The 16,137-nt window shown below is 59.3% G+C and carries 18 protein-coding genes and 1 riboswitch; of the genes, 15 read left to right on the top strand and 3 right to left on the bottom strand.

Going from position 1 to position 16,137, the window contains the following annotated elements:
* Positions 1–168 precede the first annotated feature (168 nt).
* The 5 genes from AUC61_RS07545 to AUC61_RS07525 all read left to right on the top strand — a co-directional run bounded on the left by AUC61_RS07545 (position 169) and on the right by AUC61_RS07525 (position 4,439).
* Positions 169–1,242, top strand: a complete 1,074-nt coding sequence (locus tag AUC61_RS07545; protein ID WP_243245349.1) for an AI-2E family transporter — start codon at positions 169–171, stop codon at positions 1,240–1,242.
* A gap of 322 nt (positions 1,243–1,564) precedes the next feature.
* The gene (hda, locus tag AUC61_RS07540) at positions 1,565–2,269 is read left to right on the top strand and encodes a DnaA regulatory inactivator Hda (RefSeq protein WP_027902380.1); all 705 of its coding nucleotides are present in this window, start codon (positions 1,565–1,567) and stop codon (positions 2,267–2,269) included.
* A complete protein-coding gene (locus AUC61_RS07535; RefSeq protein ID WP_243245348.1) occupies positions 2,263–3,027 on the top strand; it encodes an NAD-dependent protein deacylase in 765 nt (254 codons plus the stop codon). Before hda ends, AUC61_RS07535 begins: the two co-directional genes overlap by 7 nt.
* Positions 3,028–3,104: 77 nt before the next feature.
* The gene (locus tag AUC61_RS07530) at positions 3,105–3,809 is read left to right on the top strand and encodes a C40 family peptidase (protein WP_243245347.1); all 705 of its coding nucleotides are present in this window, start codon (positions 3,105–3,107) and stop codon (positions 3,807–3,809) included.
* A gap of 93 nt (positions 3,810–3,902) precedes the next feature.
* Positions 3,903–4,439: a C40 family peptidase gene (locus AUC61_RS07525; protein WP_087272374.1), complete on the top strand. Its 537-nt coding sequence runs from the start codon at positions 3,903–3,905 to the stop codon at positions 4,437–4,439.
* A gap of 20 nt (positions 4,440–4,459) precedes the next feature.
* On the opposite strand, the gene AUC61_RS07520 is transcribed toward AUC61_RS07525, so the two are convergent.
* The 3 genes from AUC61_RS07520 to AUC61_RS07510 all read right to left on the bottom strand — a co-directional run bounded on the left by AUC61_RS07520 (position 4,460) and on the right by AUC61_RS07510 (position 6,647).
* Complete coding sequence (locus AUC61_RS07520) at positions 4,460–4,741, bottom strand: helix-turn-helix domain-containing protein (protein WP_243245346.1); 282 nt, start codon at positions 4,739–4,741, stop codon at positions 4,460–4,462.
* The gene (locus AUC61_RS07515) at positions 4,738–5,064 is read right to left on the bottom strand and encodes a type II toxin-antitoxin system RelE/ParE family toxin (RefSeq protein WP_243245345.1); all 327 of its coding nucleotides are present in this window, start codon (positions 5,062–5,064) and stop codon (positions 4,738–4,740) included. Before AUC61_RS07515 ends, AUC61_RS07520 begins: the two co-directional genes overlap by 4 nt.
* Positions 5,065–5,303: 239 nt before the next feature.
* Positions 5,304–6,647, bottom strand: coding sequence for a PQQ-dependent sugar dehydrogenase (locus AUC61_RS07510; RefSeq protein WP_243245344.1), 1,344 nt, complete (start codon positions 6,645–6,647; stop codon positions 5,304–5,306).
* Positions 6,648–6,749: 102 nt separating this feature from the next.
* Positions 6,750–6,978, top strand: a riboswitch (cobalamin riboswitch).
* A 98-nt stretch (positions 6,979–7,076) separates the two neighbouring features.
* Between AUC61_RS07510 and cobO the strand changes: the two genes are divergently transcribed.
* From cobO to AUC61_RS07460, 10 genes are all read left to right on the top strand, one after another.
* Positions 7,077–7,688 carry a cob(I)yrinic acid a,c-diamide adenosyltransferase gene (cobO, locus tag AUC61_RS07505; protein ID WP_243245343.1) on the top strand — a complete coding sequence of 204 codons (612 nt, stop codon included), beginning with the start codon at positions 7,077–7,079 and terminating at the stop codon, positions 7,686–7,688.
* A 10-nt stretch (positions 7,689–7,698) separates the two neighbouring features.
* A complete protein-coding gene (locus AUC61_RS07500) occupies positions 7,699–8,994 on the top strand; it encodes a cobyrinic acid a,c-diamide synthase CobB (RefSeq protein ID WP_243245342.1) in 1,296 nt (431 codons plus the stop codon).
* On the top strand, positions 8,991–9,641 hold the full coding sequence (bluB, locus tag AUC61_RS07495) for a 5,6-dimethylbenzimidazole synthase (protein ID WP_243245341.1): 651 nt from the start codon (positions 8,991–8,993) through the stop codon (positions 9,639–9,641). The genes AUC61_RS07500 and bluB overlap by 4 nt, the downstream gene beginning before the upstream one ends.
* Positions 9,638–10,546, top strand: a complete 909-nt coding sequence (gene cbiB, locus AUC61_RS07490) for an adenosylcobinamide-phosphate synthase CbiB (protein ID WP_243245340.1) — start codon at positions 9,638–9,640, stop codon at positions 10,544–10,546. The genes bluB and cbiB overlap by 4 nt, the downstream gene beginning before the upstream one ends.
* Positions 10,539–11,558 (top strand): threonine-phosphate decarboxylase CobD, encoded by a 1,020-nt coding sequence (gene cobD / locus AUC61_RS07485; protein WP_243245339.1) that lies wholly within the window; start codon positions 10,539–10,541, stop codon positions 11,556–11,558. Before cbiB ends, cobD begins: the two co-directional genes overlap by 8 nt.
* On the top strand, positions 11,555–13,027 hold the full coding sequence (locus AUC61_RS07480) for a cobyric acid synthase (RefSeq protein ID WP_243245338.1): 1,473 nt from the start codon (positions 11,555–11,557) through the stop codon (positions 13,025–13,027). The genes cobD and AUC61_RS07480 overlap by 4 nt, the downstream gene beginning before the upstream one ends.
* 85 nt (positions 13,028–13,112) lie before the next feature.
* A complete protein-coding gene (gene cobU / locus AUC61_RS07475) occupies positions 13,113–13,634 on the top strand; it encodes a bifunctional adenosylcobinamide kinase/adenosylcobinamide-phosphate guanylyltransferase (RefSeq protein WP_243245337.1) in 522 nt (173 codons plus the stop codon).
* On the top strand, positions 13,631–14,683 hold the full coding sequence (gene cobT, locus AUC61_RS07470; RefSeq protein ID WP_243245336.1) for a nicotinate-nucleotide--dimethylbenzimidazole phosphoribosyltransferase: 1,053 nt from the start codon (positions 13,631–13,633) through the stop codon (positions 14,681–14,683). The genes cobU and cobT overlap by 4 nt, the downstream gene beginning before the upstream one ends.
* Entirely contained in the window at positions 14,680–15,255 is a 576-nt protein-coding gene (gene cobC, locus AUC61_RS07465) for an alpha-ribazole phosphatase family protein (protein ID WP_243245335.1), read from the top strand. Before cobT ends, cobC begins: the two co-directional genes overlap by 4 nt.
* 137 nt (positions 15,256–15,392) lie before the next feature.
* Positions 15,393–16,133, top strand: coding sequence for an adenosylcobinamide-GDP ribazoletransferase (locus tag AUC61_RS07460; protein ID WP_243245334.1), 741 nt, complete (start codon positions 15,393–15,395; stop codon positions 16,131–16,133).
* Positions 16,134–16,137 lie beyond the last annotated feature (4 nt).

Below are 16,137 nucleotides of genomic sequence, written 5' to 3'. Positions count from 1 at the left end.
TCGGCAGCTCCTACAGGTCCTATGTTTGCCCCGAGACAGCGGTGTGTTATGGATGCTGGGGCAGCTCCTTCAGGAAAACCCGTTTCATCGGTGGGACCGACCGAGAATTTTGTTTGCAGGCCAACGTAGATTCTCCAGCGGGCTTTTTATTTTAGTTGAGGGGCTTTGATGACTGACACACGGCGCTGGTTCTGGATTGGCGGAGTCGTTCTGCTGTTCCTGTTTGTGTTCTTGCTGCACGGGATCCTGACCCCCTTTCTGGTGGCGCTGTTGCTGGCCTATATGGGCGACCCGCTGACCGACAAACTGGAAAAACTGGGCTTGTCGCGGACCTTGAGTGTGGTGGCGGTATTCGGCCTCTTCACGCTGATCCTGATGGGCTTGCTGCTGATTCTGGTGCCGATGCTCGCCAAGCAACTGTTCCGCCTCTACGAGCTTGCCCCTCAGATGCTTGACTGGCTGCAGCACACGGCATTGCCGTGGGTGCAGACCAAGTTTGGTCTGGCCGATGGTTTCTGGAAGTTCGACAAGGTCAAAGCGGCTATTTCGGAACACATGGGCCAGACCGGCGATATCGTTAGCGCTGTGCTGTCCAGGGCGACAGCTTCCAGCCTCGCACTGATCGGCTGGATCACTAATCTGGTGCTGATCCCGGTGGTGTGTTTCTACCTGCTGCGGGACTGGGACGTGATGATGGCCAAGATTCGTGGTCTGTTACCGCGCCACCGCGAAGAGCAGGTCGTCAAGCTGGCAGGCGAGTGCCATGAAGTACTGGGCGCATTCATTCGCGGGCAGTTGCTGGTGATGGTGGGCCTGGGCGTCATTTATGCGGCCGGGCTGATGCTGGTCGGGCTTGAGCTGGGGTTGTTGATCGGGGTTATCGCCGGTCTGGCCGCCATCGTGCCTTATATGGGCTTTGTGATCGGTATCGGCGCAGCGCTGGTGGCCGGGCTGTTCCAGTTTGGCGGTGATTTGTATCCGCTGTTGGGCATCGCCGCGGTGTTCATGGTGGGGCAGGCGCTTGAAGGCATGGTGCTCACGCCGTTGCTGGTGGGCGATCGCATCGGCCTGCATCCGGTTGCGGTGATCTTCGCGATCCTGGCAGGCGGTGAGTTGTTCGGCTTCACCGGTATTCTGCTGGCGCTGCCTGTGGCGGCAGTGATCATGGTTCTGGTACGCCATGCCCACGACCTCTATAAAGAGTCGGATGTTTACGGTGGCGCGGAAGATCCTGAGTTGTAGGAAGCGACTGGCTCTTGCAAGTGGTCGCGAACTAACTGTGGGAGCGGTGCTTGCCCGCGATAAACGATGACTCGGTGTATTGCTGAACACCGTAGCGTCTGTATCGCGGGCAAGCACCGCTCCCACAATAAGATTGCAACCTCATGTGAAAAGAGTGCCAGCCCTCAATCATCTCTGAGCATTTACCCATAGCCGCCAAAGACTCACGCAAACCTTTGATTTTGCTTATGGTCTGGCGCATTGTGCCCCCAGCGTCACGGGTATAAACTTTGCGCACTTTACACAGAGGCCCCTTACGGTTCACTTGAGCCGTTCAGCCAGCATGAAACCTATTCAGCTGCCCCTGGGTGTGCGTCTGCGTGATGACGCCACCTTCATCAACTACTATCCCGGCGCCAATGCTGCGGCACTCGGCTACGTCGAGCGCCTGTGCGAAGCCGAGGCTGGCTGGACCGAGAGTCTCATCTATCTATGGGGCAAGGACGGGGTAGGGCGTACCCATCTGTTGCAGGCCGCGTGCCTGCGTTTCGAGCAAATGGGCGAACCGGCGGTTTATCTCCCGCTGGCCGAAGTGATCGATGAAGGCGTCGAACTGTTCGACAACCTTGAACAGTACGAACTGGTCTGCCTTGATGACCTGCAAGCCATCGTCGGCAAGCCTGAGTGGGAAGAAGCCCTGTTTCACCTGTTCAATCGCCTACGTGACAGCGGCCGTCGTTTGCTGATTGCCGCCTCACAATCCCCGCGCGAACTCCCCGTCAAACTGCCTGACCTCAAATCTCGCCTGACCATGGCGCTGGTTTTCCAGATGCGTGGCCTGTCGGATGAAGACAAGTTGCGTGCTCTGCAGCTGCGTGCATCGCGACGCGGGCTGCACCTGACCGACGAGGTCGGGCATTTCATCCTGACCCGGGGCACTCGCAGCATGAGTGCTCTGTTCGATTTACTGGAAACCCTCGATCAGGCTTCTTTGCAGGCTCAGCGTAAACTGACCATCCCTTTCCTTAAAGAGACGCTTGGGTGGTAGACCCCGCGTTGCTGCTGCAAACCGCATCGGCGCTGCGTGTCGCACAGCGCATTCTGATTATCACCGGGGCAGGACTCTCAGCCGATTCCGGGTTGCCAACCTATCGTGGCGTTGGCGGCTTGTATAACGGCGAGACTGATGATGGCCTGCCGATTGAAATAGCGCTGTCCGGGCCGATGCTGCGTCGTGACCCTGCGCTGTGCTGGAAATACATCGCCGAACTGGGCAAGGCATGCCTGGGAGGCCAGCCGAACGCTGCTCACTATGCGATTGCAGAGTTGCAACGCAAGAAACCGGATTGCTGGGTACTGACGCAGAACGTCGACGGCTATCATCGCGCTGCGGGAAGCCCGCCAGATCGCCTGATTGAAATTCATGGCCAGATGGCGCCGCTGTTCTGTCAGTCATGTGCAGCCGAGGATCCGGAATTGAGTGTGCATTTGCAGCGGCCACTTCCTCCTCTTTGCCGGTTGTGTGGTGGCGTTCTGCGACCACCCGTCGTTTTGTTTCAGGAGATGTTGCCTGAGCAAGCAATGCAAACACTCTATGATGAGATGGCAAAAGGCTTTGATGCAGTGCTGAGCATCGGTACCACGGCCAGCTTCCCCTACATCCATGAACCTGTAATCAGAACAAGGGTTTGCGGCGGTTTTACGGCGCAAATTAATTTGACGCCTACCAATCAGAGCGCACAAATGGATGCGTTTTTCGCCTGCCGGGCAGTACATGTCATGGGCGAACTGGTAAGTCACATTTAGTTCGATTGAATTTGCAAATCAGAATGATAGTGGGCATAGTCGCGGCTTCTTAATATTTATCAGCCACGGTCGTGCCCATGCTAGTTCGCTTCGCACCCCTCGTGCCTCTCGCACTTGTTACCCTGCTTATAGGTTGCGCCGCCAATTCACCGGTCTCGCAACAACAGCAAGTACAGCAGCAAACCGCCAAATCAGTCAGCGTTTCTACCGCTAACATCCGTTCAGACCGCTCGGTCCTGCAGGAAGAGTTGGCGACTGAAGCTGAGCTGGCCCGTTTCTCTGACAACAAGCCTTACCAGCTGCCAGTTCTGGCTGACAGCATTCTTGAACGTGGCAAGTCTCTGATCGGTACCCGCTACCGTTTCGGTGGTACTTCTACCAAGTCCGGCTTTGATTGCAGCGGTTTCATCGGTTATCTGTTCCGTGAAGAGGCTGGCATGAGCCTGCCGCGTTCTTCCCGTGAAATGATCAACATTGATGCGCCTCTGGTTAAACGCACCGACCTTGAGCCTGGCGATCTGCTGTTCTTCAGCACTGCCGGTCGCGGTCGCGTCAGCCACGCTGCCATCTATCTGGGCGACAACCAGTTCATCCACTCCAGCAGCCGTCGCAGTGGTGGTGTTCGCGTCGATAGCCTGGACGATGTGTACTGGAGCAAGACGTTCATCGAAGCCAAACGCGCCTTGGCCATGGAGTCGCCCACGGCTGCTCCGGCCCAGACGACAGCGATGACCGCAACTACGCTCAAGACACCAGCGGTCAAGAAGCGCAAGCACAAATAATTAGCGTCCCGTACAAAGACAGGCTATAAGCCTGTCTTGTGCTTTTCGGGCTCCCGGCAAAGTAAGCCGCATCCACATCGGGTTGTTGTGTTTATGTCGATTACGCTACGCCTTGCGGTCATATCTCTTGCTGCGTTGCTCGGTGCTTGCGCCAGCGCGCCGCCTCCGCAACCACGGGTCGTTCAACGCCCGGTCATCGTTGCTCCCGCCGAAAACCCCAACCCTGCTGCCGAAGATGTACTGTTCCGTGCACTCGGGCTGGTGGGAACCCCTTATCGTTGGGGCGGCAACACGCCTGATTCGGGTTTTGACTGCAGCGGTCTGATCGGTTTTGTTTACCGTGACGCAGCGGGTATTGCGCTGCCACGTTCAACCCGCGACATGATTGTGATGCGCGCACCGAGCGTCGGGCGCGAGCAGCTGCAATCCGGTGATCTGGTGTTCTTCGCCACAGGCGGCGGTTCTCAGGTCAGCCATGCGGGTATTTACGTTGGCGAAGGTCGCTTCGTCCATGCACCTGCTACCGGCGGCACGGTGAAGCTCGATAGCCTCGACAAGCCTTATTGGCAGAAGGCTTATCTGGATGCCAAACGGGTGATTCAACCTTCGAATCTGGCGCGTAATCAGTAATACTGCGGGAGCGGTTATTATCAAGCCGCGACGAAATGCATTGAAACCGTCAAGCCTGCCGCCGCAGCCAGATCAACCAAAGCATCAAGGCTAAACAGATCGACTCTGCCAGCTTTCAGATTAGAGAAGCGAGGTTTGGTTATACCCAGTCTGCTGGCCTTAACCGTGTCGTTCCCCGGCCATTGCCTGATCTGTTCGTTCAGTTCAATCATAAGCTGCGAGCGAGCTTTCAGATGCGCAGCCTCTTGAGCCGTATCCGCCAAGGCGTCCCAGACGCTGGCAAAGGTTTGTTCTTCGGTCATGCTCTGCTCCTAATCAAATCGCCCAGTCTCAGCGTTGCAAGCGTAATGTCCTTATTGGCTGTCTTCTGTGTAGTTTTGCGGAACGCGTGCAACACATAGACGGCATTTGGCAGCGTTGCCAGATAGACAACTCTAAATGCCCCTGAGATTTCTCTAACTCGAATCTCCCTAACTCCCGCGCCAATACTGGCCATGGGTTTCCAATCTTCTGGTGCTATACCTCTTTGCACTCGGTCTAGCTGAAAGCCCGCAATGGCTTGGGCTGGTAGTGGAAAGCCCCTCAACTGCTCCAGGGTGTCTCCCAAAAATACGAGTGGCTTCATGCTTCATTTCCGATTTGGATATGAAGCTATTGTTATCTGTTTCGATAACAAACTTTAGCAGCTATTTCCACTCCGATGTCAGGAAAAATCAACGAGTTTTGTAGGCGGGTGGTGGTGCGCGTACCAGAGCATTCCGGCTGACCTTATCGCGAGCAAGCCCAGCTCCCACAGAGAAATGCGATTCATGTGGGATCCGGGCTTGCCCGCGATTGGGTCACCTCAAGCCGGAGGCAGGCCCGTCAAGGCTTCACACCCGCCTGTTGTGCCTTCGCTCCCGTCACCCGCCAGATCTTGTTGCCGACATCATCGGCCACCAGCAAACCTCCCTGATGATCATTCACCACGCCAACCGGGCGGCCCTGTGCTTTTTCGTCGGCGTTGAGGAAGCCGCTCAGGAGGTCGATCGGCGTGCCAGCTGGTTTGCCGTCTTTGAACGGCACGAATAGCACCTTGTAGCCACTGTGTGGCTTGCGGTTCCACGAGCCGTGCTGGCCGATGAACAGCCCTTCATTAAACGGTGCAGGTAAGGTTTTGCCGTCTGCAAAGACCAGACCTAGCGAGGCTGTGTGCGGGCCCACGGCAAAGTCAGGCGCAATCGCCTTGGCCACCAGTTCCGGATTTTGTGGCTTCACGCGTTCGTCCAAATGCTGGCCGTAATAGCTGTAGGGCCAGCCATAGAAGCCGCCGTCCTGAACAGAGGTCACGTAATCGGGCACCAGGTCGCTGCCGATTTCGTCACGCTCGTTGACTGCTGTCCACAACTTGCCGGTGGTCGGTTCCCAATCCATCCCATTAGGGTTGCGCAGGCCTGAGGCAAAGATGCGATGGGTCTTGGTGTTCGGATCAACTTCCCAGATGGCGGCACGGCCTTGCTCGGCCTCCATGCCGTTCTCCGCCACATTGCTGTTGGAGCCGACGGTGACGTACAGCCTGCTGCCGTCTTTGCTGGCGATGACGTTTTTGGTCCAGTGGTGATTCAACGTGCCGCCTGGCAAATCGACGACTTTGGTCGGCTGGGCGGTGATAGACGTTTGGCCAGGCTGATAAGGGAAGCTGATCAAGCGGTCGGTATCGGCAACATAAAGCGTGTTGCCGACCAGCGTCATGCCAAAAGGCGAGTTAAGGTTTTCCAGAAACACGGTGCGGGTTTCGGCGACGCCATCGTGATCCTTGTCACGCAGCAAGGTGATGCGATTGGCGCTGGGCACTCCGGCACCGGCACGGCCCATGACTTTCTTCATGACCCAGCCACGAATGCCTTTGTCATCGTCGGGCTTGGCGGGGGAGTTTGTTTCAGCGACCAGCACATCGCCATTGGGCAGTACGTACAGCCAGCGGGGGTGGTCGAGCTTTTCAGCGAAGGCGGCGACTTGCGTGCCCGGGGCGGCAACAGGCTTGCCACCTTGCGGCCAGCCGACGGCCGGAGCGATGTTGACCGTCGGGATCAGCGTCTTGTTCGGCTCAGGCAGTTTAGGCGATGGGCCGGTGCCATCCGTGACTTGCAGGGTAGAGGACTCACCACAGCCCGCCAGGCCAGCGGCGAGCATGAGCAAGACGGCGTAGTGCGGTTTGAGCTTGAACATGGTCGATCTCCGTAACGGGCAGTGGTGCAGTAAGTGGTAGAGGTGTGTAGGCGGGTGAGGTTCAACCCCTGTGTTGATTGACGCTCCCACCCCAACGCTCTAACCTGCGCGCTTGTTTCAGGTGCTCGACGTCAGCAGCGTTTCTGCGGGCAGGTCGAGTGAAACAGGGAAGCCGGTGCATTCGCCTTCATGCGACCTATTCCGGCGCTGCCCCCGCAACGGTAAATGAGTGAAAATTGCGCAATCTGCCACTGTGCTCCGGCATGGGAAGGCGCGCAATCGGGTTCGCCCGCTCATGAGCCCGGAGACCGGCCTGATCCATCCAACAGCATCACGGCGGGCGATGCTCTGCGCATGACCTGTGGTCGTGCTGTCAGTTTTTGCTGTGCCTTCCGTCTGCTTTCGCGTGCCCTCAAGCGGAGAGCTGAGATGAACGAATCCCCTGAACGTGACGAACGCCATCTGGCGCGCATGCTGCGCAAGAAAGCCGTCATGGACGAACGTATTGCCAGCGCCCCTAACGAATGCGGTTTGCTGCTGGTCCTCACCGGTAACGGCAAAGGCAAGAGCAGCTCTGCGTTCGGCATGCTCGCCCGAGCCATGGGCCACGGTATGCAATGTGGCGTGGTGCAGTTCATCAAAGGCAGCAACAGCACGGGCGAAGAATTCTTTTTCCGGCGTTTCCCGGAGCAGGTTCGCTATCACGTGATGGGCGAGGGCTACACCTGGGAAACTCAGGATCGCCAGCGTGATATCGCCGCTGCCGAAGCGGCCTGGGAAGTGTCTCTGGAAATGCTCCGCGATCCGTCCATTGTCCTTGTGGTACTGGACGAACTGAACATTGCCCTCAAACACGGCTACCTGGACATCGAGCGGGTACTCAGCGATCTGCAGGCGCGTCCACCCATGCAGCACGTGATTGTTACCGGGCGCGGCGCCAAACCGGAAATGATCGACATGGCTGACACGGTTTCCGAGATCACCGTGGTCAAGCACGCCTTCCAGGCGGGTATTCGCGCTCAGAAAGGCATCGAGCTGTGAGCAGACTTTCATGAGTGAGCCGCGTCACTGTCCAGCGGTATTGATTGCCGCACCTGCTTCGGGCCAGGGTAAAACCACGGTTACCGCTGCGTTGGCTCGCCTGCATCGCAATCAGGGCCGCAAGGTTCGCGTGTTCAAGTGCGGGCCCGATTTCCTTGATCCCATGATTCTCGAGCGAGCCAGCGGTGCGCCGGTGTATCAGCTCGATTTGTGGATGGTCGGTGCTGATGAAAGTCGTCGTCTGTTGTGGGAAGCCGCGGGCGAAGCTGACCTGATCCTGATTGAAGGCGTGATGGGCTTGTTTGACGGCACACCGTCCAGCGCTGATCTGGCACGTCACTTTGGCGTGCCGGTATTGGGTGTGATTGACGGTACGGCCATGGCTCAGACCTTTGGTGCGCTGGCCTTGGGCCTGGCGCGCTATCAGCCTGATTTGCCGTTCGCCGGTGTATTGGCTAACCGCGTCGGCACTGTGCGTCATGCGCAGTTGCTCGAAGGCAGCCTGACGGAGGGCCTGCGCTGGTACGGCGCGTTGTCCCGTGAAACCGGAATTGAACTGCCCAGCCGTCACCTCGGACTGGTGCAGGCCAGCGAGTTGAATGACCTGGACCTGCGCCTCGACGCAGCGGCTGATGCCTTGGCCAGCACCTGCGAAGTGGCCTTGCCGCCCGCCGTGACGTTCGCTGCACCGGACATTATCCCGGCCCAGCCTTTGCTCGAAGGCGTGCGTATAGCCGTGGCTCACGACGAAGCCTTTGCCTTCACTTATGGCGCGAGCCTGGACCTGCTGCGGGCGATGGGCGCAGAACTGATGTTCTTCTCGCCGATCCGCGACAGCGTTTTGCCCGAGGCGGACAGCCTGTACTTACCCGGCGGTTACCCCGAGTTGCATCACGTTGCATTGAGCCAGAACACGCCCATGCTGACTGCAATCCGCGAACACCACCAAGCAGGCAAGCCGCTGCTGGCTGAATGCGGCGGCATGTTGTATCTGCTGGATGCCTTGACCGATGTTGACGGGCTGCGCGTTGAACTGGTCGGTTTACTCGCAGGCGAGGCCGTGATGCAGAAGCGTCTGGCGGCGCTGGCGCTACAAAACGTCGCATTGCCCGAGGGTGAGTTGCGCGGCCACACTTATCACCATTCTTTGACGAGCACCGAGCTGCAACCCATTGCACGGGGCCTGAGTCCTAACGGCGGGCGCGGCGCGGAGGCGGTCTATCGTGAGGGGCGCATGACGGCGTCCTATGTGCATTTCTATTTCCCTTCCAATCCCCAAGCGGTTGCGGCGCTTTTCAAACCATGAGTGATCAAGCGTACAGCGCCGAAGAACGTGCTGCGGTCTATCGTGTCATCGCTGAACGGCGTGACATGCGGCATTTCAGCGGGGGCAGCGTGGCGCCGGAGTTACTGACGCGCCTGCTGCAAGCGGCGCATCAGGCACCCAGTGTGGGGTTGATGCAGCCGTGGCGCTTCATTCGCATCACCGATCGGACATTGCGTGCAAGTATTCAGGCTCAGGTGGAGAGCGAGCGGGTTCGTACCGCCGAGGCGCTGGGCGAGCGTGCCGATGACTTCATGAAGCTCAAGGTCGAGGGCATCAACGACTGTGCGGAAGTGCTGGTGGCGGCGCTCATGGACGATCGCGAAAAGCACGTCTTTGGTCGCCGTACGTTGCCGGAAATGGACTTGGCGTCATTGTCATGCGCCATTCAGAACATGTGGCTGGCTGCCCGCGCCGAAGGGCTTGGCATGGGCTGGGTATCGTTGTTCGAGCCACAGGCGCTGGCTGATCTGCTCGGCATGCCGGCGGGTGCCAAACCGTTGGCAGTTTTGTGCCTGGGGCCGGTGACCGAGTTCTACCCGGTGCCGATGCTGGTGATGGAAGGCTGGGGCAAAGAGCGTCCGTTGAACGAAATGTTGTTTGAGAACCAATGGGGAGTCGGTCAATGAGTGTGGCGCTGTTGAGTGTTGCCGGGGTAGCGCTGGATGCGTTGCTGGGTGAGCCCAAACGCTCCCATCCGCTGGTTGCATTCGGGCGTTTCGCTGATCGCATCGAACAGCGCTTCAATTCTGCCGGGCGCGGTTGGCGCAGCCATGGTGTAACCGCCTGGGTGATTGCGGTCATCCCGTTGACCCTGTTGGCGACGCTGTTGAGCTGGCTGCCCTACATTGGCTGGCTGGTGGAAATTCTCGCGCTGTATTGCGCCCTTGGTTTACGCAGTCTGGGCGAACACGTCGAGCCTGTGGCTCAGGCGCTCCGTTCGGACGACCTTGAGGAGGCGCGACGTCGCGTCGGCTATCTGGTCAGCCGCCAGACCTCGGAGCTGGACGCCACTGAAGTCGCCCGTGCCGCCACCGAGTCGGTGCTGGAGAACGGCAGCGACGCCGTATTTGCTGCTTTGTTCTGGTTCGCCGTTGCGGGTGCGCCGGGCGTGGTGTTGTACCGCTTGAGTAACACGCTGGACGCCATGTGGGGGTATCGCAACGAACGTTTCGAACGGTTTGGCTGGGCGGCGGCAAAGATCGATGACGTGCTCAACTACATTCCTGCAAGGCTGGTGGCGTTAACTTACGCGCTGCTGGGCAAGACCCGTCTGGCCTTGCGCTGCTGGCGTACTCAAGGCCCGACATGGGACAGCCCCAACGCCGGGCCAGTGATGGCCGCGGGTGCCGGTGCGCTGGGTGTCGAGCTGGGCGGTGCCGCGATTTATCACGGCGAATTGCATCAGCGTCCGCAGTTGGGTGAAGGCCTGCCCGCTGACGCCAACTCCATTGATCGCGGCTGGCAACTGGTGCAGCGCGGTGTGTGGTTGTGGTTGCTGGTGTTGTGCGTGGGGGCCGAATTTTATGCTTGAGCATGGCGGTCGCCTGCGCAAGGCAGCACGAGAGTACGGCATCGACGAAGCCGACTGGCTGGACCTCTCCACGGGTATCGCGCCGTGGGCCTTTCCAATTCCTGCTATCCCGGTAACGGCGTGGAACCGCCTGCCTGAAGCCGATGACGGTCTGGAACAAGCCGCCTGCACGTATTACGGTGCCGCGCGGGCGCTGCCAGTGTCGGGTTCGCAAGCTGCCATTCAGGCCCTTCCGCGTCTGCGCAGCACCGGCAAAGTGGGCGTGCTGTCACCTTGTTATGCCGAGCATGCCCATGCCTGGCGCAGCGCGGGCTTTCTGGTGCGCGAAGTACTTGAACATGAAGTGGACTACTTTCTCGACAGCCTTGATGTGCTAGTGGTGGTCAACCCCAATAACCCCACGGGGCTGGTGCTGACTCCAGAGCGTCTGTTGAAGTGGCACGGGCGGCTGGCGGAGCGGGGCGGCTGGCTGGTGGTCGACGAAGCCTTCATGGATAACACGCCGGACCTGAGCCTTGCTGCTCATACGGGGATGGCGGGTTTGATTGTCCTGCGTTCATTCGGCAAGTTCTTCGGCCTTGCCGGTGTGCGGTTGGGGTTTGTGCTGGCTGAGCCACGCTTGCTCAAGTCCCTGGCTCAGGACATTGGCCCCTGGACTGTCAGCGGTCCCGCGCGGATTATCGGCCAGGCGTGCCTCAAGGATGTTCAACGGCACGCTGAACAACGCCTTCGTACTGATCAGGCCAGCCAGCGGCTTGCGCAATTGCTCACGCGCCATGGACTGAAACCAGCGGGTGGCTGTGCATTGTTTCAATGGTCGGTCACTGCGAACGCTGAGTTGCTGCATGAATTTTGCGCCAGGCGCGGCATTCTGCTGCGCCTGTTTGTCAGTGATAACCCGCTCAATGGCAGCTTGCGCTTTGGTCTGCCTGACGATGACGTCCAATGGCAGCGCCTGGAAACAGCGCTACGCGAATTCAATCAGAGCCTATCCAGCCAGGAGCAGCCATGACGACCTTGATGGTGCAAGGCACTACGTCCGACGCGGGTAAAAGCACGCTGGTGACGGCACTGTGCCGCTGGTTGACCCGTCAGGGTGTTGCCGTTGTGCCGTTCAAACCACAGAACATGGCGCTCAACAGCGCGGTGACGGCGGACGGCGGGGAAATTGGCCGTGCGCAGGCCGTGCAGGCTCAGGCCTGCGGGCTACAGCCGCATACTGACATGAATCCGGTATTGCTCAAGCCCAACAGCGATACCGGTGCGCAGGTGATCATTCATGGCCGTGCGGTGACGACCATGAATGCGGTGGCGTATCACGGCTATAAAGAGATCGCCATGAAAGCGGTGCTGGAGTCACATGAGCGTCTGGGTCGTACCTACCCGGTGATCATGGTCGAAGGCGCAGGCTCACCTGCTGAAATCAATCTGCGCGCCAATGACATTGCCAACATGGGCTTTGCCGAAGCGGTGGATTGCCCGGTGCTGCTGATCGCCGATATCAATCGTGGCGGGGTTTTTGCTCATCTGGTTGGCACACTGGAGTTGCTCTCGCCCAGCGAACAGGCGAGGGTCAAGGGTTTCATCATCAACCGCTTTCGCGGTGACATTGCTTTACTGCAACCGGGGCTGGACTGGCTCGAAGCGCGCACGGGCAAACCGGTGGTTGGCGTGCTGCCTTACGTGATGGACCTGCATCTGGAGGCCGAAGACGGTCTTGATCAGCGCCAGACCGACAAGGTCGAGCAAGTGCTCAACGTGGTGGTGCCGATTCTGCCGCGCATCAGTAACCACACCGACTTTGATCCACTGCGCCTGCACCCGCAGGTCAACCTGCAATTCATCGGGCCGGGGCAAACGATCCCTTCGGCCGACCTGATCATCCTGCCCGGCTCGAAAAGCGTGCGCAGCGACATGGCTTACCTGCGTGCCAACGGCTGGGATACCGCCATTGCCAGGCACCTGCGCTATGGCGGCAAGTTGCTGGGGATTTGCGGTGGTTTGCAGATGCTTGGCGAGCAGTTGCATGATCCATTGGGCCTTGAGGGCGCACCGGGTTCCAGCGCGGGTCTTGGGTTGCTGGCGATGAGCACGGTGCTCGAAGAAGAGAAACAGCTACGGAACGTGAAAGGCCGTCTGTTGCTGGAAGGCGTGCAGATCAGCGGCTATGAAATTCATGCAGGGGTGACCACCGGCGCAGCGCTGGAGCGCCCCGCGGTGCAACTGGACGATGACCGTTGCGACGGTGCGCAAAGTGCTGACGGGCAGATTTTCGGCACTTACCTGCACGGGCTGTTCGAAACCCCTGAGGCATGCAGCGCACTACTGCGCTGGGCCGGTTTGCAGGACGTGCAGCAAGTGGATTACCACGCCTTGCGCGAACGCGACATCGAGCGCCTGGCGGATCTGGTTGAGAACCATCTGGATGGCAAGCTGCTGCGCGAGTTGTGTGGGTTGGATGCTGTAGTGGGTGGAATGTGAGCCAGGTCAAACAAAACTCCGGCTCACTGAATTGAAATGCATTCCAAGTTAGATGGCTGCATTTTTTCTTAAGAGAGTCCCGTACATGCACCAACTAATCCTCGGTGGCGCACGCTCCGGCAAAAGTCGACTGGCTGAAGGTCTCGCCAGTGACTCGGGGCTGGAAGTGATTTACGTCGCCACCAGCCAGCCCGTGGACGGCGAATTGAATCAGCGTGTCGCACTGCATCGCGAGCGTCGCCCCGACACATGGGGCCTGATTGAAGAGCCTCTCGAGCTGGCGCGGGTCCTGCGGGATAACGCCAGTGCCGACCACTGTTTGCTGGTGGATTGCCTGACCTTATGGTTGACCAATCTGCTGATGCTTGAAAACCCTGAGCGTCTGGCGCAAGAGCGCCAGGCGCTGCTCGACTGCCTCGCGCAATTGCCGGGCGAAATTATTTTTGTCAGCAACGAAACCGGGCTGGGCGTGGTGCCCCTCGGTGAGCTGACCCGTCGCTATGTCGATGAAGCCGGTTTACTGCACCAGGCGCTGGCCGAACGGTGCCAGCGTGTTGTGCTGACCGTTGCTGGCTTGCCTCTGACACTGAAAGGATCCGCATTATGAGTAGCACCTGGTGGCTTGAACCTGCCCGGACGATTGACGTTTCGGCGAGAGAAGAAGCCCTGGCGCGGCAACAACAATTGACCAAACCCACCGGTTCCCTCGGGCAACTGGAACGTGTTGCAGTGCAACTGGCCGGGTTGCAGGGGCGGGTAAAACCCAAGGTTGATGCCGTGTGGATCGCGATTTTTGCTGGAGATCACGGCGTAGTTGCGGAGGGTGTTTCGGCATATCCGCAGGAAGTGACCGGGCAAATGCTGCACAACTTCGTCACCGGCGGAGCAGCGATCAGCGTATTGGCGCAGCAGTTGTCGGCGCAATTGGACGTAGTGGACCTGGGCACGGTGACCCCTCTGGATCTGCCGGGTGTGCGTCATTTACGGATCGGTGCCGGTACGGCGAACTTCGCCAAAGGACCGGCCATGAGCAATGAGCAAGGCCTGCAGGCGTTGCAGGCCGGGCGCGACAGCGTGCTGCGCGCCAAGGCGGTGGGCATTGAACTGTTCGTCGGTGGCGAGATGGGGATCGGCAATACCGCTGCGGCCAGTGCGGTGGCCTGCTCGCTACTCGACTGTGCAGCGCAGCTGTTGGTCGGCCCGGGTACGGGGTTGAATGCTGCGGGCATCAGCCACAAGACCGAGGTCATCGAGCGTGCATTGGCATTGCATGCCGAGCACACCGGGGATCCGTTGCAAAGCCTGTTCTGCCTGGGTGGTTTCGAGATTGCAGCGCTGGTAGGCGCGTATCTGGCTTGCGCCCAGGAAGGTATTGCCGTGCTGGTCGACGGCTTTATCTGCAGTGTCGCGGCGCTGGTGGCAGTACGCTTGAACCCTTCGTGTCGTGACTGGCTGTTGTTCGGCCATCGTGGTGCTGAACCGGGCCATCGTCACTTGCTGGAAACCTTGCAGGCCGAGCCGCTTCTGGATCTTGGCCTGCGGCTTGGCGAAGGCAGCGGCGCAGCACTGGCGGTGCCGCTGGTGCGCCTGGCCTGTCAGTTGCACAACGGCATGGCGACTTTCGCTGAAGCGGCTGTAGCGGATCGTCCTGCATGATCTTGCATCTGGACATGCTGCGTCACGGCGAGACCGAGCTGGGCGGGGGTATGCGTGGCAGTCTGGACGATGCATTGACTGACACCGGTTGGACACAGATGCGCGCTGCGGTAGCTGAGTGCGGTCCATGGGACCGAATCATCAGTTCGCCGCTGCAACGTTGTGCCCGGTTTGCCGAAGAGCTGGCTGAACGTCTTGCGTTGCCGCTGAGCTTCGAGCCGGGTTTGCAGGAGTTGCATTTCGGCGACTGGGAAGGGCGCAGCGCTGCGCAGTTGATGGAAACCGATGCCGAGGGTCTAGGCCTGTTCTGGAACGATCCGTACGGCTTCACGCCACCCAACGGCGAGCCGGTAATCGAGTTTTCGTCACGTGTGTTGGCAGCGGTTGATCGATTGCATCAGGCGTACGCGGGTGAGCGGGTGTTGTTGATCAGCCATGGCGGAGTGATGCGCCTGTTGCTGGCAAAGGCTCGCGGCCTGCCTCGCGAGCAGTTGCTGCAAGTGACGGTTGGGCATGGCGCGCTGCTGGCAATTTCTGTTGCGAGCGGCTGCTTACTTGAACACGACCGATGACCTGTAGGAGCTCACCGAGGTTACGAGGCCAGCGATAGTGGTATGTCAGACACACCGCTATCGCTGGCCTCGTAACCTCGGTGAGCTCCTACAGGATAGGGGGCCAAGTTGTGGGTCTGAGACCGAGGAAACCTGACATGTTGCCGTTCTGGATTGCCCTGCAGTTCCTCAGCAGTTTGCCCATCAGTTTGCCTGGCATGCCCAAGCCTCAGGAGCTGGGGCGTTCGCTGCTGTTTTATCCATTGGTTGGCGTTTTGTTCGGTACGATCCTGATGGGGTTGAATGCACTGCTCGACGGTGCGCCCGTTATGCTGCATGCGGCAATACTGTTGACTGCGTGGGTATTGCTCAGTGGCGGACTGCATCTGGATGGCCTGGCGGACAGCGCCGATGCCTGGCTGGGTGGTTTCGGAGATCGCGAACGCACCCTGAGTATCATGAAAGACCCTCGCAGCGGACCCATTGCTGTGGTCACGCTGATTCTGGTGCTGCTGCTCAAATTCACAGCACTGCTGGCGCTGATCGAAAGCCAGAACTCCATAGCGCTGCTGCTGGCTCCTGTTATCGGTCGAAGTGCCATGCTCGGTTTGTTTGTTTGCACGCCCTACGTCAGAGCTGGCGGGTTGGGACAGGCGCTGGCTGACCATTTGCCGCGTTCGGCGGGCAAACAGGTGCTGTTGGTCTGCGCAATTGGCTGCGTGCTAGTTGCCGGTTTATCGGGTTTGTATGCTTTGGCGGCAGCGGCTGCCTGTTTCTTCTGGCTGCGACATCTCATGCTCAAGCGCCTGGGTGGCACTACCGGGGATACGGCGGGCGCATTGCTGGAGTTGCTGGAGGTTGCGGTTTTGATCGTGCTAGCAGTGGCGCTTGCTGATTGATAAT

The organism is Pseudomonas maioricensis (genome assembly GCF_022790535.1).
Lineage (GTDB): Bacteria > Pseudomonadota > Gammaproteobacteria > Pseudomonadales > Pseudomonadaceae > Aquipseudomonas > Aquipseudomonas maioricensis.
This window is presented reverse-complemented; position numbering and strand designations above follow the sequence as displayed.

Coding starts and splice junctions, on each gene's coding strand:
- cbiB (WP_243245340.1), top strand. CDS start 9,638: ATGAGTGTGGCGCTGTTGAGTGTTGCCGGGGTAGCGCTGGATGCGTTG.
- cobC (WP_243245335.1), top strand. CDS start 14,680: ATGATCTTGCATCTGGACATGCTGCGTCACGGCGAGACCGAGCTGGGC.
- AUC61_RS07500 (WP_243245342.1), top strand. CDS start 7,699: ATGAGTGAGCCGCGTCACTGTCCAGCGGTATTGATTGCCGCACCTGCT.
- AUC61_RS07480 (WP_243245338.1), top strand. CDS start 11,555: ATGACGACCTTGATGGTGCAAGGCACTACGTCCGACGCGGGTAAAAGC.
- cobT (WP_243245336.1), top strand. CDS start 13,631: ATGAGTAGCACCTGGTGGCTTGAACCTGCCCGGACGATTGACGTTTCG.
- AUC61_RS07545 (WP_243245349.1), top strand. CDS start 169: ATGACTGACACACGGCGCTGGTTCTGGATTGGCGGAGTCGTTCTGCTG.
- AUC61_RS07525 (WP_087272374.1), top strand. CDS start 3,903: ATGTCGATTACGCTACGCCTTGCGGTCATATCTCTTGCTGCGTTGCTC.
- cobD (WP_243245339.1), top strand. CDS start 10,539: ATGCTTGAGCATGGCGGTCGCCTGCGCAAGGCAGCACGAGAGTACGGC.
- cobO (WP_243245343.1), top strand. CDS start 7,077: ATGAACGAATCCCCTGAACGTGACGAACGCCATCTGGCGCGCATGCTG.
- AUC61_RS07520 (WP_243245346.1), bottom strand. CDS start 4,741: ATGACCGAAGAACAAACCTTTGCCAGCGTCTGGGACGCCTTGGCGGAT.
- cobU (WP_243245337.1), top strand. CDS start 13,113: ATGCACCAACTAATCCTCGGTGGCGCACGCTCCGGCAAAAGTCGACTG.
- AUC61_RS07460 (WP_243245334.1), top strand. CDS start 15,393: ATGTTGCCGTTCTGGATTGCCCTGCAGTTCCTCAGCAGTTTGCCCATC.
- AUC61_RS07510 (WP_243245344.1), bottom strand. CDS start 6,647: ATGTTCAAGCTCAAACCGCACTACGCCGTCTTGCTCATGCTCGCCGCT.
- AUC61_RS07530 (WP_243245347.1), top strand. CDS start 3,105: ATGCTAGTTCGCTTCGCACCCCTCGTGCCTCTCGCACTTGTTACCCTG.
- AUC61_RS07515 (WP_243245345.1), bottom strand. CDS start 5,064: ATGAAGCCACTCGTATTTTTGGGAGACACCCTGGAGCAGTTGAGGGGC.
- hda (WP_027902380.1), top strand. CDS start 1,565: ATGAAACCTATTCAGCTGCCCCTGGGTGTGCGTCTGCGTGATGACGCC.
- bluB (WP_243245341.1), top strand. CDS start 8,991: ATGAGTGATCAAGCGTACAGCGCCGAAGAACGTGCTGCGGTCTATCGT.